The 25,996-nt window shown below is 54.5% G+C and carries 21 protein-coding genes; 14 read left to right on the plus strand and 7 right to left on the minus strand.

Annotation, left to right across the window (positions count from 1 at the left end; translation table 11 throughout):
- Positions 1–373: 373 nt before the first annotated feature.
- Together IPM58_07170 and IPM58_07175 are read right to left on the minus strand one after the other, a co-directional pair.
- The gene (locus tag IPM58_07170; GenBank protein MBK9306855.1) at positions 374–1,405 is read right to left on the minus strand and encodes a tetratricopeptide repeat protein; all 1,032 of its coding nucleotides are present in this window, start codon (positions 1,403–1,405) and stop codon (positions 374–376) included.
- Positions 1,406–1,421: 16 nt separating this feature from the next.
- Positions 1,422–2,909 carry an FAD-dependent thymidylate synthase gene (locus tag IPM58_07175; protein ID MBK9306856.1) on the minus strand — a complete coding sequence of 496 codons (1,488 nt, stop codon included), beginning with the start codon at positions 2,907–2,909 and terminating at the stop codon, positions 1,422–1,424.
- Positions 2,910–3,072: 163 nt separating this feature from the next.
- Here IPM58_07175 and IPM58_07180 point away from each other — a divergent pair, with 163 nt between their 5' ends.
- The 8 genes from IPM58_07180 (at position 3,073) to IPM58_07215 (ending at position 13,866) form a co-directional block, all read left to right on the plus strand.
- Positions 3,073–4,335, plus strand: a complete 1,263-nt coding sequence (locus tag IPM58_07180) for a histidine--tRNA ligase (protein MBK9306857.1) — start codon at positions 3,073–3,075, stop codon at positions 4,333–4,335.
- Between the two features lie 94 nt (positions 4,336–4,429).
- Positions 4,430–4,759 carry a DsrE family protein gene (locus IPM58_07185; GenBank protein ID MBK9306858.1) on the plus strand — a complete coding sequence of 110 codons (330 nt, stop codon included), beginning with the start codon at positions 4,430–4,432 and terminating at the stop codon, positions 4,757–4,759.
- A gap of 18 nt (positions 4,760–4,777) precedes the next feature.
- Complete coding sequence (locus IPM58_07190) at positions 4,778–5,119, plus strand: hypothetical protein (protein MBK9306859.1); 342 nt, start codon at positions 4,778–4,780, stop codon at positions 5,117–5,119.
- 559 nt (positions 5,120–5,678) lie between these two features.
- Entirely contained in the window at positions 5,679–7,022 is a 1,344-nt protein-coding gene (dnaA, locus tag IPM58_07195; protein MBK9306860.1) for a chromosomal replication initiator protein DnaA, read from the plus strand.
- Between the two features lie 23 nt (positions 7,023–7,045).
- Positions 7,046–8,173, plus strand: a complete 1,128-nt coding sequence (gene dnaN, locus IPM58_07200) for a DNA polymerase III subunit beta (GenBank protein MBK9306861.1) — start codon at positions 7,046–7,048, stop codon at positions 8,171–8,173.
- Between the two features lie 31 nt (positions 8,174–8,204).
- The gene (gene gyrB / locus IPM58_07205; GenBank protein ID MBK9306862.1) at positions 8,205–10,667 is read left to right on the plus strand and encodes a DNA topoisomerase (ATP-hydrolyzing) subunit B; all 2,463 of its coding nucleotides are present in this window, start codon (positions 8,205–8,207) and stop codon (positions 10,665–10,667) included.
- Between the two features lie 88 nt (positions 10,668–10,755).
- A complete protein-coding gene (gyrA, locus tag IPM58_07210) occupies positions 10,756–13,233 on the plus strand; it encodes a DNA gyrase subunit A (protein MBK9306863.1) in 2,478 nt (825 codons plus the stop codon).
- Between the two features lie 45 nt (positions 13,234–13,278).
- The gene (locus tag IPM58_07215) at positions 13,279–13,866 is read left to right on the plus strand and encodes a hypothetical protein (protein ID MBK9306864.1); all 588 of its coding nucleotides are present in this window, start codon (positions 13,279–13,281) and stop codon (positions 13,864–13,866) included.
- Here IPM58_07215 and IPM58_07220 read toward each other — a convergent pair.
- Positions 13,793–14,293, minus strand: coding sequence for a DUF721 domain-containing protein (locus IPM58_07220; protein ID MBK9306865.1), 501 nt, complete (start codon positions 14,291–14,293; stop codon positions 13,793–13,795). The two genes, IPM58_07215 and IPM58_07220, sit on opposite strands and share 74 nt — an antisense overlap.
- A gap of 54 nt (positions 14,294–14,347) precedes the next feature.
- Between IPM58_07220 and smpB the strand changes: the two genes are divergently transcribed.
- Entirely contained in the window at positions 14,348–14,821 is a 474-nt protein-coding gene (gene smpB / locus IPM58_07225) for an SsrA-binding protein SmpB (protein MBK9306866.1), read from the plus strand.
- Between the two features lie 392 nt (positions 14,822–15,213).
- On the opposite strand, the gene IPM58_07230 is transcribed toward smpB, so the two are convergent.
- From IPM58_07230 to IPM58_07245, 4 genes are read right to left on the minus strand one after another with little or no spacing between them, the layout of a single operon-like run.
- Positions 15,214–16,650, minus strand: coding sequence for a hypothetical protein (locus IPM58_07230; GenBank protein MBK9306867.1), 1,437 nt, complete (start codon positions 16,648–16,650; stop codon positions 15,214–15,216).
- Positions 16,647–17,330 carry a response regulator transcription factor gene (locus tag IPM58_07235; protein ID MBK9306868.1) on the minus strand — a complete coding sequence of 228 codons (684 nt, stop codon included), beginning with the start codon at positions 17,328–17,330 and terminating at the stop codon, positions 16,647–16,649. The genes IPM58_07230 and IPM58_07235 overlap by 4 nt, the downstream gene beginning before the upstream one ends.
- A gap of 48 nt (positions 17,331–17,378) precedes the next feature.
- Positions 17,379–17,996, minus strand: a complete 618-nt coding sequence (locus IPM58_07240; GenBank protein ID MBK9306869.1) for a hypothetical protein — start codon at positions 17,994–17,996, stop codon at positions 17,379–17,381.
- Entirely contained in the window at positions 17,993–18,424 is a 432-nt protein-coding gene (locus IPM58_07245; protein MBK9306870.1) for a ferredoxin:thioredoxin reductase, read from the minus strand. Before IPM58_07245 ends, IPM58_07240 begins: the two co-directional genes overlap by 4 nt.
- A 181-nt stretch (positions 18,425–18,605) precedes the next feature.
- Between IPM58_07245 and IPM58_07250 the strand changes: the two genes are divergently transcribed.
- From IPM58_07250 to nuoF, 5 genes are all read left to right on the plus strand, one after another.
- Positions 18,606–21,521: a VWA domain-containing protein gene (locus IPM58_07250; GenBank protein MBK9306871.1), complete on the plus strand. Its 2,916-nt coding sequence runs from the start codon at positions 18,606–18,608 to the stop codon at positions 21,519–21,521.
- 13 nt (positions 21,522–21,534) lie between these two features.
- Entirely contained in the window at positions 21,535–21,942 is a 408-nt protein-coding gene (locus tag IPM58_07255; protein ID MBK9306872.1) for a hypothetical protein, read from the plus strand.
- Between the two features lie 80 nt (positions 21,943–22,022).
- Positions 22,023–22,961 (plus strand): malate dehydrogenase, encoded by a 939-nt coding sequence (mdh, locus tag IPM58_07260; protein ID MBK9306873.1) that lies wholly within the window; start codon positions 22,023–22,025, stop codon positions 22,959–22,961.
- A 214-nt stretch (positions 22,962–23,175) separates the two neighbouring features.
- Positions 23,176–23,697: a urate hydroxylase PuuD gene (locus tag IPM58_07265; protein ID MBK9306874.1), complete on the plus strand. Its 522-nt coding sequence runs from the start codon at positions 23,176–23,178 to the stop codon at positions 23,695–23,697.
- Positions 23,698–24,683: 986 nt separating this feature from the next.
- Entirely contained in the window at positions 24,684–25,988 is a 1,305-nt protein-coding gene (nuoF, locus tag IPM58_07270) for an NADH-quinone oxidoreductase subunit NuoF (protein MBK9306875.1), read from the plus strand.
- Positions 25,989–25,996: the final 8 nt, after the last annotated feature.

A 25,996-nucleotide genomic window follows, 5' to 3' on the forward strand; every position in this document is an offset into this window, starting at 1 on the left:
CCCCGGCCCCCCGCCCCCCCCCCCCGGGGGCCCCGGGCGGGGGGGCGCCGGCGGCCGGCGGCGGCCCCGGCTCGGCCTTGGGGAAACCGAGCTGGCGATTAAGGGCTGCGGGGGGGGGGCGGGGCCAGATGGGCGAGTCGTGAGTGGCCTTGGCCTCGCGGGCGCGAGCAGAGGGGCTGCGCCCTTCCCGATCTTCTAAAACCCGCCGGGGGGAGGGGACAATGGTGGGGGGGATGATGAACAAGCAAAGACAAGCGGCAGCGCACCACTCATCATATCGAGGAATGCACTGAATACGCGAGGACGCCGAGCCACACCGGCTCCTTTCTCGTCATTCGGACACTTAAATGGGACTTATAAGGAACCAACACCCTCAATCCCCCACTTGTCCTTCCTGAAACAGCTGATTCATGATCTGATTTCGCTTTTCGGGGTCCTGATAGTACTTCAATGCCTTGCTATAGTTCTCCATTGCGCTTTGACGTTTCCCCCGAATCGCATAGATCTCAGCGATGCCGTGATAGGCCCGCGCATCTCCCTCATTGCACTTGAGCGCCCGGCCGAAGATGTCCGCCGCTTGTTGGAGTTGATGTTTACCTAACGCGAGCCAGCCAAGAGCGGAGTGAGCGGCGCCAAAGTCCGGATTGGCGTTGAGCGCATCCTGATAGCTCTTCTGCGCCAGGCCCAGCCGACCGCGTGTTTCATACAGACCACCGAGGGCAAAGTGCACCTCGGCATCCTGTGGATTCAGTTTCAAGGCAGTCTTATAGGATTGCACGGCCGGTTCCAGCTTGCCCTGTTCCGCAAGGGCGCAGGCCAGGTTGGAATGAGCCGCCGAATCGTTGGGGGTGAGCTTGATCACCTCACGATACTCCTTGATCGCCATTTCCAGCCGCCCTTGGTCTTGGTAGGCAACTCCCAGATTCATCCGCGCTGGGGGAAAATCAGGAGCAAGCCGGACAGCCTCGCGGTACGCCTTGATCGCCATCTCAGGATGGCCAGCCCGTTCGTGAATTTGTGCCTGAAAATAGTATGGATGGGCCGACTCTGGAAGCAATCGAGCGGCTTCCGTGTAGAGTTTCAGGGATTGTTCCGATTGCCCTGACTGCGCAAGAAACAGGCCCTTGATCAAATGAACGTACCCGCACTCAGCATGTCGTTCGAGCAGATCGTTCACCCAACTCCCCACCACCGCGATGTGTTCCTGTGACTCAAGACAGAGCGCATGGGCTTTCCACGCATCGGCAAACCGACCCTGCAAGAGATACACAACATTTCTGGCGAACAGCGGACGCGGATCTTTCGCCCCGTCGGGATCTCGGCTCCAGCCCATCGACTCGGCGTACAAGACGTCCCAGACCCCCGCGACGATGGCCGCTTCGCATTGTTGCTGATGGCTGCTCATGAGTGATTCGGGGATGCTATCGAGTCAGCACGTCTTGGACGTCAGGTGGCGTCGCTTGGATCCCTTCCCCAAGAAAGGGAAATTTCTTGGATAGCTGCTGCTTCATCTGCCAGGCAACCGTTCGGTAGGACCAGTGGCCTTTGACCCCGGAACGAAGCTTGGCGATATACTCCGCCTCGGCATAATCCATTTTGAAGAGACAACGCACCTTGAAACCAAAGGGGATGGCGTAGAGCGAGGCTTCCTGGTCCTTTTTCTTGAGCAATTCGATGTCGGTACACACCGCATCCATGGCCTGTCGATACTCTGTATCCAACCCAGCATCGACCAACGGCGGTGGCACGTCATAGCCGTGAACGGTGGTGAAGTTTTGTTGCACCTGCTGACACCGCCGGTGTCGGTGCATATCCCGCCATGCGCCGATGTCCATCAGAATATCGAAGGTGAACGCATAGCCGCTGCGGAACTCCTTGATGAGGTCATCGTACGGCCCTCGCTGCCTCGTGGCTACCTCGATGGTCGCGTGCTTCTCCTTCTCAGACCATTCTCGGACCACATCGAGAATATTCCGGTACGGGGCCTGTGACACGCGATAGAGAAGGGTCGTGACGATCTCGTCGAGTGGATGATGCGGGTCAACCAGCTCGACCGCCTCCACCGCGCCCCACGTGCTGGGCTGGTCTAATCCCGTCCCGCGCAACACCTCTTTTGCGTGGCGAGCCAAATCGGAATACACTGATTCTTGATAGGCATTCGCCTTCGCATGTCGTGCTAGTGTCGGCGCGAGCGGGTCGTTCACGCCCGAAGTCTGACCACAGAGCTCGCTCCACAGATTCACCGGCTGGCGTTGGCAGGCTGCTTTCAAATCCTCACCGATCCCTCGCAGCTCAGGTAGCTGAGACGACAGGAGCCGCGTAATCTGCTTTTCCAATGTCCGGATGCTGACGACTTGCCCCACGTTGGTCTTTGCCGCAAGGGGAAGCAGGTACCGGGTGACGTCGAACGCCCGCGCCGCGATGGTCCGCTGATAATCGGCCGGTTTCATGGATTCCGGTCGTGGATCCCGCTCGGAGAGGTACGCGATCAAGGGATCGTGCAGCAATCGATAAATTTCCGACAGGCTGCGGAGAACACCTTCATAGAGCGCCTCGGTCTCGCTCCCTCGAATCTGTCCCGGTACAAACCATCGGCTCGAGGCAAAATTCTGATAGCGACTCGATTTCGCCTGCCCGTCCCAGAGTGGCTCGTCCTCCAGACGAATGGCGGCCAATTCAGAAATCTCTTCAAAACAGATAATGACGTGACCAAGATCGGCGATCGATGCATGACCGTAATCGAAATAAAACTGGTCCCAGAACTTTTCCGAGGAATGCCCATGGACCCACCGGATGCTGTCTTCGATGGAGTCCGGTGATCGGCTATAGCGCGCCAGTGCGTATGCGGATTTCTCCGGCGGCATGGGAGCGATCGCAACAACCCGTCGACCTGATTGATCCTGACTCATAGAGGGCCGTTCACATCCTCGTTGAACTGCAAGCCGCGCACTATACCTCTCACGTCAAGATGGCGCAAGCTCAGGTCCGTTGACTTGCTGCAGAACGCGCCGCTATAGTCCGCCGAATCGCGAGATTCGCACGGTTTTGGCGCAAGGGAGCTATGCACGTTTTATGATCAAGGGCATTAAAGGCGTCAAGGATCTGTTACCGGAAGAGACACCCCGTTGGCGTGCCATCGAGGAGACTGCCAGGAGGTGGGCAGACCGGTACGGATTTCATGAAATTCGTATTCCGATCTTTGAAGTAACGACCTTATTTGCACGCAGTATCGGGGCATCGACCGATATTGTCGAGAAGGAAATGTACACGTTCCAAGATCGAGACGGTACCTCGCTGACTCTTCGGCCTGAGGGAACTGCCGGGACAGTCCGAGCCTATATCGAGCATAATCGCGGGGCAGTACCCGTTCCCCAGAAGTACTTTTATTTCGGGCCGATGTTCCGGCACGAGCGACCCCAGGCCGGGCGTCTTAGACAATTTCATCAATTTGGTGTCGAGTCCTTTGGGATGGCTGACCCGCGAGCTGATATTGAAACCATTGCCCTACTGTGGCGGTTACTGAGTGATGTTGGTCTCCAGGGCCTCACTTTGGAGATTAATAACTTGGGGTATCCTGCCGATCGTGATTCCTATCGACCTCAACTCGTGACCTATCTGCGACAACATGAATCCCGCCTGTGTTCTAATTGCCAGCGCAGGATTGAGATGAATCCCCTTCGCGTTCTTGATTGTAAAGTCACAGAGTGTCGTGCCCTTACAGAACAGGCTCCTCGGCTCGCCGATTCACTCTCTGAAGCTCCACAAGTCTACTTTAGTGCTGTCTTGCGCGGACTTGATCTTATCCATATTCCATATTCTTTGAATTATCGACTCGTCCGTGGACTGGATTATTACAACCTGACGACCTTCGAAGTGACTGCGACGAATCTTGGCGCACAGAATGCCGTCGGGGCAGGTGGACGTTATGATGGTCTCGTTGAGACGCTCTCAGGACCTCCCACACCAGCTGTCGGATTCGCCGTCGGTTTGGAACGTATTGCGATGTTGCTCGAGGATTCAGCTACCAGGGCATCAGCTGTTAAAGTGGTTGTCTATGTCGCTGCCTTTGGTGAGCAAGGCTCACTTGCCGGCCTCTCAGCACTTGAGGAGCTTCGCATCTGTGGGATATCAGCTCTGTCAGATTTCCGATCTTCCTCCTTAAAGGCCCACTTACGGCAGGCAGATCGGCTTGGCTGTCGTTTCAGTCTCATCATCGGGGATGATGAAGTCGTAAAAGGCGCAGCAATTCTTCGAGATATGGTGACAAAGAGCCAGAACGAACTCCCTCTATCAACACTCCCTTCCGCGATTCAACCACTCATCACGATCTCCTAACGAGCCATTTTTCACGTTGACTTTCCCTTCTAAACCCCGTACTCTCTTAATATCATTTTACTCCTAACATACTGAAATAATAATAGAAATTCCTGTGAATTCACAGCAAACTCACAAAGTAGGGTTCCTCCTAGCTCGACCTCCCTCACATGTCAGTGCTTCAACTGTCCATGGGTTAGCACAGGCTGCACTCAACGCCGGGCATGAAGTGTATCTGTACCTCATTGATGAAGGCGTTAAGAATATGCCTAATGACGAGTATCGAAGACTTGCCCAAACAGGCGCAAACATTTTTATCTGTGCGTATGGTTGCCAGCAACATGGTGTTCCGACTACTGACGTGGATCCCACTATGTCCCTATGTGGATTAGTAGTGCTTTCAGGACTTATTGAGAACTGTAAGCCGTTCTTGTCCTTTGCGTGATAGATCGATGAATCTCCCGTGGCCAAGACTATCGCCCTTGTCATTCAAGAAGATCCTCGTAACACACACAGGCCGGTTGAAGCACTGAGGATAGCCCTTGGCCTTGTTGCGGGATTACACCACACTACTGTGGTTCTCCTCGGAGAATCTTTTCGCCTTCTTACTGAAGACACAGATGATATTATTGATGTTGATATTCTTGAGAAATATCTCCCATCGATCATCCAGCTACAGATTCCATTTATTCTCCAGGCCAGGGCGAATCACACCCAGCTACAGAGTAATTTTCAAGTTCAATATTATACAGATGAGCATATTGCGGACGTTATTCGATCCAGCGATTGTGCACTTATTTTCTAAAAGCAATATTGTGGTATGAGCCTAATTATCTATGTCGTTCACCCTATTGAACGATCAATTACCTATGAGATGTGCCTTAAAGAGGGTTCTGGTCTTGTGATTTCATTAGATAAGAATCTTCCTCCGGGAAAGGTTGAAAGGACTATAGAATCATCACTTTGTCACCGAGGTGACAACTTATCTTATGGGAAGGTATTGGAGTTGCTCCTCAAGGCTGACAAGGTTATTACTCTGTAACTCCGATTTTTCTAAAGAAAGAAGATTCGTAGTAGTCGAATTAGGAGTAGGAAAGTGAAGAGTGTGGATAAGAGATAAGTTGTTGATTATATAAGATTTAATAACTTGTAATGTGATGGATAAGTTTGGGGATATGTTGGTTTTAATAAGGTGAAACGTGGGGGAAATCTGTGGGTGATTTTTTAGGTGTCGGTGTATGTAAGAATCGAGTTTGAATATCTGACAGGTTATGCACTGGAATGTGGGTGGATGAGGTTGATGGTTAAAAAATATTATTATCCACAGGTGTGAATAATCCTGTGAATAGGATTTTAAACAACTTATGAGTGTAGACACACTTTGGGAAGAGGCTTTGCAATACATTCAAGGGAGGGTACCGAAGCAAGTATACGACACCTGGTTTATACCGGTGCACCTTGACCGGATTGAGAACTCCACGGCTCATATCGGTGTGCCGAATAAATTCTTCGGAGAATGGTTGGATACGCACTATGCATCTCTGCTTGCGGAAGCAGTGTCAACTGCCCGCGGCGGCGGAGAAACGACGGTGACGTTTACTGTCCGTGAGAAGGCCTCGCTGCAGAAGAATGAGATCGTGTCTCCATCTGTCCCCCAGCGACCGCTAAATCACAATAAGAGTCGTCGAGGAATTCAGCTCAATCCAAAATATATCTTCAAGAACTTCGTTGTTGGTGCGGGGAATCAATTTGCCCATGCTGCATGTATGGCAGTGGCCGAACAACCGGGACAGACGTATAACCCACTTTTCATCTATGGTGGAGTCGGCCTTGGGAAAACCCACCTCCTAAATGCGATTGGAAATCATGTGGCCGAAAAGAGCGACCTCCGCATCGCATATTTAACGACTGAACAGTTTACAAATGAAGTCATCAATTCGATCCGGTACGATAAGATGATCGACCTTCGGAAGCGCTATCGCCATATCGATATGCTCATGATCGACGACATTCAATTCCTGATGGGAAAAGAACGCACACAAGAAGAATTCTTCCACACCTTTAATGCCTTATATGAAGGACATAAGCAGATTGTTCTCTCGAGTGATCGGTTCCCAAAGGATATGCCGGATATTGAAGAACGGCTCCGCTCTCGGTTCGAGTGGGGGCTTATCGCGGATTTACAACCTCCCGACGTCGAGACGCGTATTGCAATCTTACGTAAGAAGTCCGAGGACGAGGGCGTCAAATTACCAGAAGACGTCATTCAATTCCTTTCTATCACGATGAAAAGCAACGTCCGAGAGCTCGAAGGGAGCCTTGTTCGTTTAGGGGCCTATGCCTCGCTGACAGGACAGGTGATCACGCTTGAGCTCGCGAAGAATCTCCTTCGAGACGTTATCGGCGATAAGAAAAAGATCGTCGCTATGGACGACATTCAAGAAGTAGTGTGCAGTCAATTTCATGTCAAGTTGACGGAAATCAAATCGCGCCGACGGAGCAAAACACTCGTGCATCCTCGACAGATCGCCATGTATCTCTGCCGGGAGTTAACGGATGCCTCGTACCCCGAGATCGGACGACAATTCGGAGGGAAAGACCACACCACTATCATTCATGCCTGCCGTCAGATCGCGAAAGCCAAGGAAACGGACAGCACGTTGCAGACAACCCTTGACACATTGAAAGAACAGATTCTGAGAAGCTAACGACTTGCCTGGGAGAGAACGCTATGAAAGTACGCATCGGGCGAGATGAACTGTTGACAGGGCTCCAGCGCGTACAGGGTGTCGTGGAGAAGCGGAACACGATGCCGATTCTGTCGAATATCTTGTTAGAGGCAAAACCGGACGGCGTCGAGATCGTTGCCACCGATCTTGAGATCGGTGTAAGAGGCCTCTATAAAGCGTCGGTCTTAACGACCGGAGGCGTGACGATCTCAGCGCGAAAGCTGTTCGAGATCGTGAAGGAATTACCTCCCGGGGATATTGAGTTGGTCGCCGCCGACAACAACTGGACGACGATCCAAGCCGGGAAAAGCCAATTCAAAGTTGTGGGTCTTCCCAGTAACGAATACCCGGCGCTGCCGACTATTGATCGGGAAGGGTTGACGCCTCTCTCTGGAGACGGACTCCTTGAGCTGATTCGGAAAACACTGTTTGCGGCAGGTGACAACGATGCCCGATATATCCTGAACGGTCTCCTGGTCACATTGCTGGCCACTGAAAAGAAAACGTCTCTGCGATTGGTCGGTACGGACGGTCATCGCCTCGCCGTGGCAGAACAGGAAGTCGGAGCGGCCGGTGCCAAAGGAATGCCGCTGGAGATGAAAGCCATCATTCCCAAGAAAGCAGCCCATGAGATCCGGCATTTGTTGGAAGAGGGGGGAGATGGCGAGCCGCTGATTGGTTTCACGAAGAATCTGATGATTTTCAGGAAAAGCGGTCTCCTCCTGACGTCCAGGCTCATGGAAGGCAACTATCCGAACTATCAACAGGTCGTTCCTAAGGAAATTGGCAGGCCCATTCATGTGAATAGGGCCGAACTGGAGAGTGCGCTTCGTCGGGTGTCGGTCTTGTCAAAAGACAAATCCAGTGCTGTCAAAGTGTCGTTTACCTCCGGAAGGATGACGCTCTATTCAAGCAGCCCGGACTATGGGGAAGCGACGGAAGAGCTACCGGCACAATACGAAGGTGAGACATTGAACACCGGCTTCAATGCCCGGTACCTCTTGGATGTGTTCAATGTGATGGATGGAGACACGCTCTCACTTCAGATGGAGACGCCCTTGAGTCCCTGTCTGATTCAGGAGCCGGAAAGTCCTGGGTTCAAGTGTGTCGTGATGCCCATTAAGATTTAGCCTCAGCCGCTTACCACATAGTTAGGAAACGATGGCCACAGAAGATCCGTCTCCGTCAGATAGCTACCGCCCCGATCAGATCAAAGTCCTCGAGGGACTCGATGCAGTCCGCAAGCGACCAGCGATGTACATCGGCAGTACCGGGGTCGATGGCCTCCACCATCTGGTGTATGAAGTTGTTGACAACAGCGTCGATGAGCACATGGCCGGATTCGGGGAGACGATCGAAGTCACCATCCACATCGATGGGAGTGTGACGGTCATCGATAATGGACGCGGTATTCCCACTGGTATGCATCCCACACAAAACAAATCGGCAGCAGAGGTGGCCTTGACGGTCCTTCATGCAGGCGGGAAGTTCGAGCAAGGCGCCTACACGGTTTCAGGAGGACTCCATGGAGTAGGCATTTCCGTGGTCAATGCCTTGTCGGAATGGCTCGAGCTGGAGATCTGGCAGGATGCCCAAGTCTTCGAACAACGGTATGAGCGTGGGAAGCCCAACGCGCCTCTTGAGGCCATGGGGAAGACGAAACGCCGGGGCACCAAAGTTCGGTTCAAACCGGACGGACAAGTCTTTGAGACGTTGGAGTTCAGCTTCGATGTGCTGGCCCAACGGCTTCGCGAGCTGGCCTTTCTCAATAAAGGCCTGGCGATTACCCTCAGAGATGAGTGCAAAGAACCGGCAAAAGAACAGGTCTTCTTGTACAAGGGCGGCATCGTCTCTTTCGTCGAACACCTGAACGAAGCTAAGACGCCCCTGCATAAGCCGATCTATGTGAAGGTCGAGAGACCAGAAATGATTCTCGAAGTGGCACTGCAGTACAACGACAGCTACTCCGAGAATCTCTTTTCCTTCGCGAACAATATCAACACAAAGGAAGGCGGCACCCACTTAGTAGGATTCAAAGCCGCTCTGACCAGGACGATCAACACGTTTGCGAACGCGAACGATCTCCTCAAGAAAGATATGGAGTCTTTAACGGGAGACGACGTGCGGGAGGGATTGACCGCTGTGGTCAGCGTCAAGGTACGCAACCCGCAGTTCGAGGGCCAGACGAAGGCCAAGCTGGGGAACAGCGAAGTCAAGGGTGTGGTCGAGGCGGCCGTCAACGAGGCCCTGGGCAACTATTTTGAAGAACATCATCCCGTCGCCAGAAAGATCATCGGCAAGGCCGTCGATGCTGCGCGCGCGCGCGAAGCGGCTCGGAAGGCCAAGGACCTGATCAGGCGCAAGAGCGCGCTTGACGGAGGCTCGCTCCCTGGAAAATTAGCCGATTGTTCGGAGAAAGACCCGGCGTTGAGCGAACTCTATATTGTGGAGGGAGATTCGGCTGGTGGCTCCGCGAAGCAAGGGCGCGACCGGAAGTTCCAGGCCATTTTACCGTTGAAAGGGAAGATACTGAACGTCGAGAAGGCCCGTTTCGACAAGATGCTCTCCAGCGATGAAATCAGGACGCTCATTATGGCGTTGGGGACCGGGATTGGTCGTAAGCGGGAAGAAGGCGACAAAGCGGAAAAGGATGCGTTCGATATCGCCAAGGCACGCTATCACAAAATCATTCTCATGACCGATGCCGACGTCGACGGTAGTCACATCCGGACCCTGCTCTTGACCTTCTTTTTCCGCCAAATGCCCGAACTGATCGAACGAGGCTATATCTACATCGCGCAGCCCCCGCTGTTCAAAGTGAAGAAGGGAAAGGCAGAACGCTACCTCAAGGACGAAGCGTCGTTGAATGAGCATTTAGCCGACTTAGCTGTTGAAGATGTCGAGCTTTATCTGGAAGGGGTCCGGGAATATGTAACCGGCCGTCGACTCCTTCCCATTCTGAAAAAGATGATTGCGTTTGAAACGTTGCTTGGTCGCCAGAATAAGAAGCTGTACGAGGCTGCCATTCTGCGGGCGTTTGTCGATGAGCCGGGCCTCGATCGCGAGCGTCTCAAGGAACGAGGAGCCCTCCAACAGTCGGTCGAGAACGTCAGGCAATCCCTGGCCATGGTGTTTCCAAAGGCAAGACCGACCTTTGACGTGTTAGACGATGAAGAGCATCAATCGAACAAAGTGAAGTGCCGGCTCCATACCAACGGCACCGCGCAAGAATTGGAGATTTCACACGAGCTTGTTGGTTCGGCAGACTTTCGAGAACTTCAGAAGCTGACCCCTACGGCGATCGGGCTGGGACGTTCTCCGTACAAACTCAAAGTGAAAGGTCAGGAGAACCTGTATCGGACGACCGATGAGCTGGTAAAAGCCATCTTGGAAACGGGCAAGCAGGGGCTCAGTATCCAGCGTTACAAAGGATTGGGGGAAATGAACCCCGGGCAGCTGTGGGAAACAACCATGAATCCTGAAATGCGCACTCTCCTCCGTGTCACGCTTGAGGACCTGACGGGCGTGGACGAGATCTTTACGATTTTGATGGGTGACGAGGTCGAGCCGCGGCGGAATTTCATTCAGACACACGCGCTTGAGGTTAGAAATTTAGACGTATAACGTCGTTTGTGAAGGGTGAAGCGCAGGCCGAACGAGTGTTCGGATCCTTACGTTTCATGTTTCACGAGATACGCTTCACGAGGACAGAATGCCCCCTGATGAACGCTTAGGCCACATCGCGATTGAAGATGAGATGAAGTCCTCCTACCTCGATTACGCCATGAGCGTGATCGTGGGGCGGGCGCTGCCTGACGTTCGCGACGGACTCAAACCGGTTCATCGCCGCATCTTGTTCGGCATGAATGAAATGGGCCTCGCCTCCAATCGGGCCTACCGAAAGTCGGCCAAGATCGTGGGCGAAATCATGGGGAACTACCATCCCCACGGCGATTCGGCCATTTATGACACCCTGGTGCGGATGGCGCAGAATTTCAACATGCGCTATCCCCTTGTCGATGGCCAGGGCAATTATGGGTCGATGGACGGCGATTCAGCGGCGGCCATGCGCTACACCGAAGCGCGCATGACCAAACTGGCTGAAGAGATGCTGGCCGACATCGATAAGGAAACGGTCGACTTTGCCCCGAATTATGATGAGTCGAGGCAGGAACCGTTGGTCCTACCAACCAGGGTACCAAATCTTCTGGTCAACGGAGCCGGAGGTATCGCGGTCGGTTATGCGACCAATATCCCAACCCACAACATTACCGAAGTCATCGATGGATTGCTCCTCCTGCTGGAGAATCCTGAGGTGACGATCGCCGAGTTGATGAAGAAAATACCCGGTCCTGATTTTCCGACGGCGGGGTTCATTTACGGTGTGAGCGGCATCAAGGAAGCCTATGAAACCGGTCGAGGCCTCCTCACATTGCGGGCGAAAGTGGCGGTGGAGATCGATGAACGGACCGATCGGGAGCGCCTGATTGTCACGGAGATTCCCTACCAAGTCAACAAAGTGAGCTTGATCAAGAAGATTGCGGAATTGGTTCAAGAAGATCGGATCAGAGGCATCTCGGACTTACGAGACGAGTCCTCGGATCGCGAAGGAGTGCGAGTCGTCATCGAACTGAAACGAGGCGAAATCCCATTAGTGGTCTTGAACAACCTCTACAAGCATACCCCGCTTGAGACGACGTTCGGCGTCATCATGCTGGCGCTCGTCAACAACCGACCGGAGGTGCTGAACCTCAAGAAGATCCTCCATCATTTCCTCGATCATCGTCGAGAAGTCGTCGTGCGACGGACGGCGTTCGAGCTCAGAAAAGCGGAGGAACGAGCACATATTCTCGAAGGGCTCAAGATTGCGCTCGATCATCTCGACGCCGTCATCACGCTCATCCGAGGGTCCCGGTCGCCGGATGAAGCGCGGGCCGGGCTGATGCAGCGGTTTGGCCTTACCGAAGTCCAAGCCACGGCGATCCTCGACATGCGACTCCAGCGCCTGACGCAACTTGAACGGACGAAGCTCGTCGAAGAGTATCAGGACGTGCTGAAGCAGATCGAATACCTCAAATCCGTGCTCGCAAGTGAAGCACTGGTCCGAACCATCATCAAAGACGAGCTGACGGAAATTCGCGAGGCCTATAAGGACGAGCGCCGTACGCAGATCGTCAAAGAAGAGGCGGAGATCAGTCTGGAGGATCTCATCGCGGAAGAAGAAGTGATCGTGAGTATCTCACATGCGGGATACATCAAACGAAATGCCGTATCCCTCTACCGTTCTCAACGACGAGGGGGGAAGGGCAAGATCGGCATGGGCATCAAGGAGGAGGACTTCGTCGAGGATCTCTTCACCGCCTCCACCCATGATTCGCTTCTCTTTTTTACGGATGCGGGAAAAGTCTTCTGGTTGAAGGTCCATGAAATTCCTGAGGCCAGCCGGGCTGCGAAGGGCAAGGCGCTGGTCAACCTCTTGGCCTTATCGAGCAATGAAAAGGTGACGGCGACCTTACCGGTCAAAGAGTTTCGGAATGACCGGTATATCGTGATGGGCACCAAGAAAGGCGTCATCAAGAAGACGGAACTGTCCGCGTTCAGCAATCCGAGGCAGGGCGGGATTATCGCATTAGGGCTTGAGAGTGGCGACAAGCTGATCGGGGTTCAGCTGACGGATGGGCAGCGAGAAATCCTTCTCGGCACGCGACAGGGCATGACGATTCGGTTTAGAGAAGAAGAAGTACGGCCGATGGGTCGGACCGCCTATGGCGTAAAGGGGATCACCCTCGAAGAGGGGAACGAAGTCATCGGCATGGAAACCATCACGCCCGATTCTACGACGTCTATCTTGACCGTCACGGAAGGTGGCTACGGGAAACGGACACCGGTCGGTGAGTATCGTGTGCAGGGCCGTGGGGGGAAAGGCATTATCAGCGTGAAGACGACGGAGCGAAACGGCCTCGCCGTCGGATTTTTGCAAGTCCGAGACGATGATGAAATCATGCTGATGGCTGCACAGGGAAAAGTGCTTCGATGCAAGGTGGACGACATCCGCGAGATCGGCCGGAATACCCAAGGTGTTCGTATTCTCGATCTCGACGGCGAAGGAGACCGAGTGGTGGGCGTCGCCAGACTAGCGGAAGCGGTCGAACGAGAAGATGTGCCATCGGATGACACCCCCGTGGCCTAACCAAGACTGGACGGTTGTTCCTGTATCCAACGGATAGTTTCTTCCATGCCTCCCGCCGATCCCACGACCAAAAAGCCGCTGGATATTGTCGTTAAATTTGCGCTCGCTGTGTTTGTGGGATCTTTCGCACTGATTTGGGGAGGCATGTATCTTAGCCGTCCCGATCGTTCGATTCCACCCTACACGGTCGGGTCGCAGGCCGGTCATTTCGTGGCGACCTATGTCCCTCGGGATACCCAAGATGAACAGGTCGAACGATTAGTAAAGCGGTTTCGAAAAGTCGGCCATGAAACGCGCGATTTCGGTCCTATGAAAATCTATCCCACAACCGAGGGTCATTCCGGCGGTCGGTACCGTCACATCATGATTTATGTGTTTGACGACCATCTCAAAACCAATCCAGAAGTACTGGCAAGGTACCTGGCAGGCGACGCGGTGGTGAGAAAGGATTACGTCCAATCCATGCGCGGGTACTATCGATTGCAAGATCAGAACGAAGAAGGCGGTACTGGCCCCATGCCTCATGATGGAATCATGTCCAGCGACACACGGATTCTGTTCAAGGGGCTTGTGACGGATCCCTTGCCGGTCGAGGATGAACCTGAGCCAGATAAGTCGATATCACCTCTCTGAATCGCTCGCGCAACGAAGGGTCTTGGATCGTCGTGGTATGCGAAACTACTTCAGGCAAAGGTTCAGCGTGATGAGAAGACTGGAGCCTGACGTTGAGAAGATCGACTGCGGCCGTGGTGGTATCGGGAATCTCTCCAACGCGAAATGCAATATCGGTTATGGACTCTTGTCCGGACTCTGCTTGTAACTTCGTCAAAAGCGCGGGTTTGAGATACGTCAGTTGTTGCAGCCAGACAGGATTTCTGACGAGGAGATACAGTTTCTTAAAGCGAATCTGAGCCGGCCAGGTATGGCTTGCCATGGGCTCGCCGACAAGATCGCGCCAACGATGTTGTAAACGAAGTTCAATCAACCTCGGTTCCAGACCAAGACGTTTGGAAATTCCCGCGAGGATGTTGCCGAAGGAGTCGAGCGGACCAGAGCCCATGAAGGGCATCATAGGCGGTATCCAAGCACCAGATCAAGACGTCGGTTTTCACTAATGACCAAAGAGACAGACGATCAGTACAAAGTCGTGGCCACAAATCGGAAGGCCTATCACGACTACTTTATCGAGGAAAAGTTCGAGGCGGGGATGGTCCTGAAAGGCACCGAGGTGAAATCGTTGCGCGATCGGCGTGTGAACTTACAAGACAGCTACGCGAGCGTCAAAGAAGGGGAGGTTTTTCTTCACCACTGCCACATCAGTCCGTATAGTCATGGTAATCTCATGAACCATGATCCGATCAGGACCCGTAAATTGCTCCTTCACCGCAAAGAGATCAACAAGCTTCTTGGCAAAACCCAGCAGAAAGGTCTCACGCTCGTACCTCTCCGCATCTACTTTTCAGCTCGAGGCCAGGCCAAGGTCGAACTGGGGCTGGCAAAAGGGAAGAAACAACATGATCGTCGTGCGTCGATCAAGGCTCGAGAGGCGGGACGAGAGGTTGAACGAGCGATGAAAGAGAGAAAATAGAACAACCCCTCTCGATCGCTCTCGGCTTCGAGGCAACGCCCATTTCCCTGTCGTCCTCCGCCTCACATCCAAGCACCGGCATTCACACTCAGGCACCTCCCCATCAGGTCGTTCCTGACCAATCAGGGAGCCGTTCAGCTACCGATTCGCGGTCTGCATCATGGCGAACAGCACGCTGAATATGGCCAACAATAAGAACCCTTCAATAAAGGAAATCATAATATGTGTTCACCCCCTTTCACTTTCCTACATGTATACGCCCTCAATATGAAGCCACCATGAGGGAATCATGAAGAGATCTTCATGCTGGAGTAGCCAAATAATACGTCGGCAGAGGCACACGACAGTAAGGATTGGGTCGGGAGGAAATCCCGGGTAGGAACAAGCAACCACTACGTGGAACGTGTAGGTTGACTGAGGGCCGGCAAACGCAAGGTGAAACTAGAGCCTTTATTGACCTCACTGGTGACCGCGATGCTGCCGCCGTGGGCTTCCATGATTTCCTTTACGATAGGGAGTCCAAGCCCGGTCCCGGCGGTGTCTTTTGCCCGAGCCCAATCGGTCCGGTAGAAGCGCTCGAACAGGTGGGGAATATGCTCTGGTTCGATACCATGGCCTGTGTCTTCGACGGCTATGGCGACCTCTCGACCCAATGACTGTAGCCGCACCGTGACGGACCCACCGGCCGGGGTATACTGCAGTGCGTTATCAAGCAGGTTGATCAACGCTTGCTTGAGCCATTGGGTGTCGCCGAGCACTGAGGGAACCGGCTGGGACTCGAACCGTAGTGAAATCTGATGGTCGTCGGCAAGTAGTGCGAGCTCGTCAACGATCTCTTGAATCAGTGGCTCGAGCACGAGTGGTACAAGATGGACCGGAGGCTTACTGCTGGTGAATTTTGCGAGAGTCAACAAGGGTCGGGTCAGCGCAATGAGACGCTCGACTTGCTGGAGGTTGTTCAGGAGCACTTCATGATACTCCTCGACAGTCCGCGCTTTCATCAGGGCAACCTCGAGGTTCCCCTGCAGAATCGTCAGCGGCGTCTTCATTTCGTGGGCCGCGATTTCGCAAAAGTTTCGTTGGACTTCACTGCCACGTTGGAATTGATCCAACACGGCGTTGACAGCCTGGGTGAGTCGCCGAAACTCGTGGTACGGTGAGTCCATCGGCAGGCGTTTTTCGAGGTCGGTATCTGACATCGTTTCGGCGCCTTTGCACAACGCATCGATCGGAGCCAGGACCTTCTTGGACAACCAGTGACTGCCGATCCAGGCGAAAAAAAGAGTTGCTCCGGATCCGAGTGCCAGGAGAAGCACCAGACCATTCAACGTTTCCTGGTAGTGAAGCAACGACGTTTCTGCCTGCAAGACATACTGCACGCCGCCTTTGCCCACGAAGAAGAGAAACAGGTGACGCGCGGGTATGCCATCCGGTGCCTTGAAGGTCTCAAACAGAATGTTCTTGAGGCGGACTTGTTCAAGAATTCTCGGCGGAAGCGACTCCAGTCTCGATGCGTGAGGACTCCTCCAGACGAGCGACCCTCCAGAAGAAAAAACCCGGAGGGCATGAGTGACGTCTGGCAAGACATGCTGATCCGTGGGGCTTTGAGTCAATTCACTGGTTGGTGCAATGTCTCGGTCGCGGTGTTCAAAGAGCTCAGGCTTCCGCTCCACGAATTCCGTCAGCGTCTCGCCCAATACGAGGAGGCGTCCGTCCACAAAACGTTGGAGCAACACCTCACTCGCGGCATAGACGAGAGCAGAGAACAAGAGCAGCCCGGCCATTAAGACAAAAACGGACCAGCTGATCAGGACGCGCAGCGATTTCATGCAGGCGCATCCGGCTCTTCAAGCATATATCCGGCGCCTCGTACGGTGGCGATCAGGGGCGGGGAAAAGTCTCGGTCGATCTTCGCGCGGAGGGCCCGAATGTGGGCGTCGACGATGTTCGTCATGGGGTCATAACTGATGTCCCAGACATGTTCGATGATCGCGGTACGCGTCAGGACTCGATTCTTGTTCCGTAAGAGAAATTCGAGGAGCGCGTATTCCTTATTGGTGAGTGCGATCTCTTTTCCGGCGCGCCAGACGCGATGAGAAGCCGGATCCAGTCTCAGATCGGCCACCTGCAGTTGGACGATTTGTTGTGTACTGCCACGCCGTAGGAGTGCCCGTATTTGCGCCAACAGCTCCACGAAGGCGAATGGCTTCGGCAGAAATTGATCCGCACCGGTATCAAACCCCGAGACCTTGTCCTCTACGGTGTTGCGGGCGGTCAGGAGCAACACCGGTGTCATGTTCCCCTTATCGCGAATCCGGCGGCACAGGGCGAGGCCATCGAGCTTGGGAAGCCCGATGTCGAGAATGAAAAGATCGTACGCATTGTTGAACGCAAGTTCCAACCCTTCCTCACCGTCGATGGCGACATCAACCGCGTATTGCTCTTCTTTCAACCCTTTTCGGATAAATTGCGCGAGATCCGCATCATCTTCAACTAAGAGAATTCGCATGGCGCTCCTTACACCTTCCCGTGACCGCTGACACTCTGACCCTATTGGTCAACAAAGACCGCTCTTGCAGTCCGTGACGACAAGGTTTGTGGCTTTCTCGCCAGTATCCAGCTCGAGGGTTGCCCAAGCAATTCCACCCTGAGATACATCCTGGTGTGCCCCGGAACCTCCCTCGAGAAGGCTAACTATATAATAGCGTCCAGCGGGAAGTTTCGTGAACCAAAAGTGACCAGTTGGATTGGCCCGGGTTGTGCGGAGATAGGGGACAAGGCGTTTTTCAGTCAACAGTTGGGATAGGACATCTCGAAGACAGTCACCTGATGGCGCAGGAACAGCGGAATTATCGGGAAACGATACGACACTGTGTGGGGGGCAGGCGGTCACGCGCACATATCGGTTAAACCAGTCCCGGGTATGGGCTATTCGCGGAATCAAATAGACCGGGACACCGGCCTGCGTGACGGCCTTGCCGGAGGGTGAGCTGAGGAACACTTGGCCGGTTGCCGCTCCCCGCCCCTTGGGTTTGTAAGAGAAGAGTTCCTTCTCATTCAGTGCAGGGGGATTGGCTGGAGGTGGCTCGGCCGCCGGTACCGATGGATCAGAAAAGATGCTGATCAGCAGATAGCCGGCGAAGAACCAACCGAGCGTGACCTGAGACCGTGTCATGTCGGGGAGGCTGGCGACTCGTCAGACACGAGTGGAGAGGAGATGGCCTTATGTTTGAGGGCGCGACCCTTCTCTGGCGTCGGATCGGTGACGACGCCATAGACCTCGCGTCCCTCGTGGCCTTCCGGCAAATACTCCGTGATCGGCATCCCATCTTCGCGAACAAAGAGGAGGCAGTGACAGTACTTGTAGATCTGCATTTCGTCGCAAGCACAGATCCAACGTCGGAGCTTGGCTTCGGCTTGTTTGTCCTGATAGAAATTGCACGGACAGAGGGGCTTCCCCAGTTCATCGATGTGCATCGCCAATCCGTTGACGACCGCCTCGGTCACGGCGGAGTTAGGATGCATGGTGGTGCCGCTCTTTTCCGCAAACCCTTCCACAAACTTTCGTATTTTCTCAAGGCTTCCCGGTGTTGGCTCAGCCATAGACCTCCTCCTACAGAGTGATGAAAGGCAGACCCGCTAGTTTACAAGGGGAATTCGCTGCTTTACAATCCGGCTCTTCAGTCGGTTCTCATAACCAAATCTGACACGCATGTCTATTCATCAGCAAATCTTGCACCAACGGCTCGCGACCGAACTAGGCACACAGGTTGCGGAGGCACTGATGACTCGGTTGCCTCAGGCTACGGGTCGACCGGATGCGGCGGAACAAGTATTGACCCTGCTGGATGAACTGCACGAATTATCAGGGAAAACAGCCACCGCGGCGGTCGAAGCGCTCCCTGCATTGGACCGTCGCGCCAGGTTAGGAGATATCATCTTGTGGCTTGATCTTGGGGTGGCCTTAGCTGAGTCGTCAGGTGCATCCGCGCTCAAATATTTTAAAGATAGCCCCTTGTTGCTGGGGCTCATCGAACCGGCTCATGCGCGAGTTGAGGTCCTGACGATCGGTCTGGAACTGGCTGAGCAAGACGCCAACGTGGCGCTCGAATATATTCGGCATGCTCCACAGATTCTCGCAGATGTCCCCACGACCCACTTGCGCCCCTGGCTCGACATCGGCATGGAACTCACACAAGTCAACGTGGTCGTCGGTCTCGAATTTATTAGGCAAATCTCCAGGCTTACCTCCGTGCTGCCGGTAGAGAGCGTACGGGACTGGGCCACCGTGGGCATGAAATTGATTGTGCCGAACAGCCTAGGGAAGCCGGACTATATGGCGACTATGGAGTTTCTCAGGACCAGCCCCTCCATTCTTGGGCAGATAGAACAGGCGACCGTTCGTGCCAAAGTCGTCTCTCTTTGCCTCTTGTTGGCCGAGCGATCTCCGGAATCCAGCATCGCCTGGCTTGCGGATTCACCCAACCTCTTACGCGCAGTACCGTCGGAAGCATGGCAGATCAAGCTCTTGCAGTACGGGTCCCTGCTAGCCGAGAAGCATGTGGAGGCGACTATCGGCTATCTACAGCGTGCGCCGGAACTCATCCAATTGCTCGGAGATGGGCCTGAGGCCGTCTCAAAATTTGAGAATTGGTTCACGACCGGAATGGAAGTGCTGGCCTACAGTCCGGACGCAGCACGCGCCTTTTTCGCAGTCGAGTCCCAGAAAGCGCTGGCCTCGGTCGAGCAGGCGTTAAGTGGGGTGCCGTTTCGACAGGTCGCGCGAAGAGTCACGTTGTTTGTCCAGGGGCTCTGCGGAACCGATGTGGCCGTGACGGCGCTTCCGGATTCAGTGATGGCTCCAGGCCGAGCGACGGTCAGCACAGACGGAAAGTCCATTTCTTTGCCGGCGCTGCTTCGCCGATATCCGACTGCCGCAGAGAACGAGCGCCTCTACCTCGTGATGGCGGCGCACGAAGCCGGACATGTAGAATTCGGCACCTATCGGCTGACGCTCGATACGCTCGGCGATCTGGTCGATACCGTAGGAGAGCGTTACGGTCGATCCAGCGAGGCCAGACCCGAGACGCTGAATGCCTTGTTCCAGCGTTACCCTCAGGCACTCCTCGTCAGGGATCTCTGGGTCGTATTGGAAGATGCTCGCATCGAGTGCTTGTTGCAAGCGGAGTATCCTGGCCTTCGGCGTGATCTTGCGCGGTTGGCCGCCGGATCCATCACCCCGCGCGATCCCACGCATGGGGTGACGGTCAAGGAAGTGGTCGTCGACTGCCTCTTGAGGCTTTCGACAGGTGAAACGGAAGCTGTGGCAGTCCCACAGGCGGTGAAGGAGGAAGTCTCCATCCTCTGGGGCATGAGCCAGGCCGTTCTGAAGACGACGGCCACGGCGGAAGACGTCGTTCGGGTGGTCGACGCCGTGTATGTGAAATTGGAGGAACTTTTGGCGGCTCGTGGGGAGATGATTACTATCGAACGAGATGAGGACCCAAAGGATGGACAAGAGGAGCAACCTTCACCTACGCAACCAGGTGACCAATACCGCCCAGTGACCGATGTCGCCTATCGTGGCTCGATGAATCCGGAGTTCATCACATGGAACCAGGCACCACTCGAACAAAGTCCGGAGCCTCCGGTACCCCCCGAGAATGCTTCGACAGAAAATCCCCGGCGTGGCCAGGAGCCCAGAGCTAACGAGCGCTTGAGCGAGGGACGATCCTTGCCGTCCTTGGTCGAAGAGAGCGTGACTCTCGAGACTGATGCTCGATCGGGACGAGAGGTCCGGGCGCATGAAGGACAAGCTGTGCTGTACCCCGAGTGGGACCATCGGATTGACGATTACCGGATGAATTGGAGCCGTGTCAGCGAATGCTCCGCGGATATCGGATCTGATGAGTTCGTCACGGCGACGTTGGCGGCGCAGCGGAGTGCCATTCGGTCGCTCCGGCGGTTTTTTGAGGGGTTGCGTCCTCCCGCATGTCGACGCGTTACTGGGCAACCGGACGGGGACGAGGTGGATCTTGATGCGGTGGTTCGACGGGCCGGAGAACAGCGCGCGGGCAGAGAAGGCGACGATCGGATCTACATTCGTCGAGAAAAGCGTGAGCGCGATGTGGCGGTGGCGTTTCTTGTCGATGTGAGTGCATCGACCAGCCGGACCCTCGACCATGGGCGTCGAGTGATCGATGTAGAAAAAGAAGGACTGGTGCTCCTCTGTGAAGCACTGGAAGCCGTTGGCGATCAGTATGGATTGTATGCCTACTCCGGCCAGGGACGTGCTATGGTCGACTTTCTCACGGTCAAGGATTTTGACGAGCGGCTTGGCGCCTCGACCGCGCATCGGCTGGGAGGCCTGACTCCCCGCCATCAGAATCGTGATGGAGCGGCGATACGGCACGCCACCACCAAGTTACTACGGCGCGACGCAAAAAACCGTATCCTCATGTTGTTGAGTGACGGACGACCGTTGGACGATGGCTACAAGGATGAATATGCGCTGGAAGATACGAAGATGGCCCTGCGCGAGGCACGAGTGCGGGGAGTGGAGGCTTTTTGCGTGACGATTGATCGGGAATCGGAAAGCTATCTTGGCCGCATGTATGCTGACACGCGGTATTGCGTCGTCAGCACTGTCGAAACCCTTCCCTCCAAGCTCCCTCGTATCTACCGGCAATTGACGGCGTAACCAGGTATTGCGTATGACAGACTCGATTGGAAAACCTCCGGTTCCTGCATGGTTGCATAAGCTTTTCACGGGCCACCAATATCCCTACGTCCGTCGCTTAGCCAAGTTCGGACAGACGGTGAAACCCGGTGAAGACCGTCCTGAGCCGACGAAGGAGATGATCGAGGCCAAGTTCTGGGAGATCTATCCTCGTTGCCGAGTGAAGGTGCTGCAGGAAGTGAAAGAAGGGATGATCGTAGTCTTTCATGACCTCAGCGAGTATCCTCCCGGTGGGTACCAAGAGCTGGTCGATAATCCGGAAGAGTTCCTGAGCAAAACCTACGGCAAGAAAAAGATCAAGGTTAATTTCTATGACGATGAGAATTTCGTCTGTACGATCAACTTCAAAGTTGGGGGCTGGACAGAGCACGAACATGCGTGAGAGGGGAAGAAGGTGAGCTGTCAGGACCGTGACACACCACGGGTCCCATTTCACGCCTGAGGAGAGAGAGGGTGAGAATCATGGTGCAACCGAAAATTACAGTGGTAGGAGCGGGGAACGTCGGAGGGACGACGGCACAACGGTTGGCGGAGAAGGATCTCTATGACGTGGTGCTGGTCGATATTGCCAAAGGAGTCGCACAGGGCAAGGCGCTCGATATTTCTCAAGCCGGGCCGGTCTGCGGGTACAACACGCGAGTCGTCGGGACGAACGAGTACATCGAAACCGCCGGATCGTCGATCGCCGTTATCACATCCGGCATGGCGAGAAAGCCGGGCATGAGTCGCGACGAGCTGTTGGCGACGAATGCGAAAATCGTGAAATCGGTCGTGACAGAGTTAGTCTCCCACTCGCCGGAGATCATCTTGATCCTGGTCACCAATCCCTTGGATGCCATGGTCCATGTGGCGCGTACGGTCAGCGGTCTTCCCTCATCACGAATCATAGGCATGGCCGGCGTATTGGACTCGGCAAGGATGCGCACGTTCATCGCTGCGGAACTGAATGTGTCGGTGACGGATGTTCAAGCAATGGTCTTGGGCGGACATGGCGATACAATGGTGCCCTTACCACGGTATACGACCGTGAAGGGACAGCCGGTGTCGGACCTCATGACGAAGGAGAAGCTGGAGGCGATCGTCAAGCGCACGCGCGACGGAGGCGCCGAAATCGTCGGCCTCCTGAAAACGGGCAGTGCCTTCTATGCGCCGTCCGCCTCGGCTGTGGCCATGGTGGACGCGATCTACAAGGACCAGAAGCAGGTGATGCCCTGCGCGGTGCTCTGTGACGGGGAGTATGGGCTGAAGAACGTCGTGGTCGGTGTGCCGGTGAAAATCGGCCGTGGCGGAGCCGAACAGATCGTGGAGTATGAGCTGACGAGCGACGAACGAGCGGCATTGGAGACATCGGCCAATGCGGTTCGGGAGCTCTGTGGCACTGTCGATCGACTGATGGCCTAAGAAGCCTCTCGATTATCTTCCTTTTCAAGGCCACTATGGGCGACTGATGTCGTATCGACGTAGGTCCTTCGTGCGCTTGACATTCAGAGAAACGCTGCAGTAGAGACATCAAGTTAGGCAATCAACCGTTTTTGAAGAGAGGGGAGTTATGAAATTTCTTGAAGATCCGATGCAGACGATGTGGGCGGGATTTGCCCTCACCGTTGTGTTGATCATGATATACCTGGGGTTAACGGGCATCAGCGCTGGCGAAGCCGACTGGGGCCAGATGATTCTTCGCTGGATTCACTTCCTGGCCGGAATCACGTGGATCGGGCTTCTGTACTTTTTCAACATCATCAATGCCGCGTTCTTGAAGAGCCTGGATGGGCCGACCAAGAACATCGTGATTCCGAAGCTCATGCCGGCGGCACTCAACTGGTTCCGGCACGGAGCCACCGTGACCGTCGTGGCCGGAGTGTTCTTGTACGGGCACATGTATCACAAAGGCGGAACAGGAGCTGTGGCCTTGGCGATTGGTGGGCTGCTCGGCATCATCATGATGGGCAATGTCCATGGCATCATCTGGCCGAACCAGAAGAAGATTATTGCCGCTGTCACCGCGGCTGGGCAGGGAACACCTGCGCCGCCTGAAATGGCGCAATGGGGACGCACAGCCTTGCTGGCCTCCCGTGTGAATTTCCTGCTCTCGATTCCCATGTTGTTCTTCATGGGAGCGGGCAGTCACTTCCGATAACATTTCGTTCCTGCGGTCGGGGAGCCAAGCTCCCCGACCAACGCGAACCTTCTCTACCCTACTCCATCCGTAGATACTGGGCCTCTTCACCCAGATAAAAACGGAGCACTTCACCGGTTCACATTTGCTACGCTATAGGCTTGAACCGTGGTACGGTGCTGCTATCGCACCCGTCCAGGCCACAGAGACGCTGGTATGTAAGAGGTAGCCTCCTCCTCGTCATTTCTCTTTCGAAACCATGGATCTGCAGGGTGTTACTACAGCTAAAGAGGGAATCAGTGAACAAAGACAAACTTCATAGAGTGTTAAGCGCGCTTGGTGAAACCAATCCAGACAAGAATTGGGTTGCCATTCGGGAATTGGAGAATAGTGGCACGGATGTTCCTCGTGCACTGCTTGAGCATTACAGAGCGTCACGGTCATGGCGAAGTCGAGTTAGCTGTGTATTCTTTGCTATCCCTTATGCCCGCGATAGCGATGATGCAGTACAGTTGGGCATAGAAGCGCTCAAGGATAAATCTAAGGTTGTCAGGTATCGAGCTTGTTCCCTCCTGGCCTATTCTCTACGTGATGACACGGTCAGTAACTTGAGACAGCTACTATTGCACAATGACGAATCCACGGTTGAATATGCTCGAGCAGCAATTGATGCCGTTGAGTATAGAAATCACCATTTTTTCTTGGATCGGTCACACACGGGCAAAATTACGTGGACAGTCGAAGAGAATTAGGATCTAGCTCGAGTGAGCTACGCGCACCAACTGGACTTGATGAAGGTGCCTACCAAGTCCGGTTCAACCACGTCGATCTTTTCGTGAAATGAACTGCTCCCTCTCTTCCTGCCCCTCCTTACCTAGCCTCTCAATAGGTCCCCTAGTCCTAACTGCTTGAGATTCAGGCCTATTTACAGCAAGTTGCCTTGACGGAGGAAGAGGCGGAGCCGTATAGTATGAGTTCAGCCTCAAGAGGTTATTGAGAGGGTAGGTATGTCTACAGCCGCTGAACCACGCCTTGTCCAACAGATCGAGGGAGCTCCTTGGGAGATCGAGGGGTATCTCAAGGTTGGTGGCTATGATGCCTGGAAGCGTTGTGTGAAGGACATGAAGGCGGATCACGTAATTGATGAGCTGAAGAAATCCGGTTTACGAGGTCGTGGTGGTGCAGGATTTCCAACGGGCATCAAATGGGACAAGGTCCTCAACCACCGGGTGAAAGAGCGCTATTTCGTCTGTAATGCTGGTGAACACGAACCAGGTACCTTTAAAGACCGCCATTTGTTGAAAACCTTGCCTCACCAGTTGATCGAAGGCTGTTTAATCGCGTCCTACACGGTACAGGCAAAAGCCTCTTTCATTTACGTCAATCATGAGTACCATGAGGAGCAGCAGAATCTGAAAAAAGCCCTGGCCCAAGCAAAAGAACGGGGACTCCTCGGGAAGAACGTGCTTGGCAGTGGGTTTGATATTGAGCTGGAAATCTTTGATGGCCATGGCAGCTACGTGGCGGGCGAAGAGACGGCGATGCTCGAGTCGATGCAGGGCCGTCCGGCGATGCCCAGGCAGAAGCCCCCGTTCTATCCGACGGACTTCGGTCTCTATGGGAAGCCGACCCTCGTCAATAACGTGGAGACGCTCTGCAACATCCCGCGGATTCTCTACAAGGGCGCCTCGTGGTTCACGCAGGTGGGCACGGAGAAATGTCCCGGCACGATGATGTTTTCACTCAGTGGCTCGGTCAATCGGCCAGGGGTGTATGAAATGCCGATGGGCGTGACAATCCGTGATCTGATCGAGCAATGCGGTGGTGGCGTCCCCAGTGGCCGCAAGATCAAGGCGGTCTTTCCGGGCGGCCCGGCGTTTTCCATGGTCACGGCGGATCAGGTGGATTTGCCCATGGACTTTGATTCGTTGAAGAAGGCTGGCACAGGGTTGGGGTCGGCCGGGGTGATCGTCGTCGACGATGGGAGCTGCATGGTAGCCAAGACGCTGCACTATTCCAATTTTTTCAAGAACGAGAGCTGCGGTCAGTGCCCTCCCTGTCGGATGGGAACGATGAACCTGGCCGCACTGATGACGAAGATTGAGGCGGGCCAGGGTACGCAAAAAGACCTCGACAGCATGCTTCAGCTCTGTGGATTTGTGAAAGGAACCGGATACTGTACGCTGGTCACCGGTGCATCGGTATTGGTGCAAAGCAGTCTGAAGTTATTCCGGCAGGAATATGAGGATCATATCCGGCTGCAACGCTGTCCCTATCAGGAAGTCCCGGCCGAAGTTGCCGTGCAATCATAGGGGACATG

This window comes from Nitrospira sp., from assembly GCA_016715825.1.
In the GTDB taxonomy this organism is placed as follows: domain Bacteria; phylum Nitrospirota; class Nitrospiria; order Nitrospirales; family Nitrospiraceae; genus Nitrospira_D.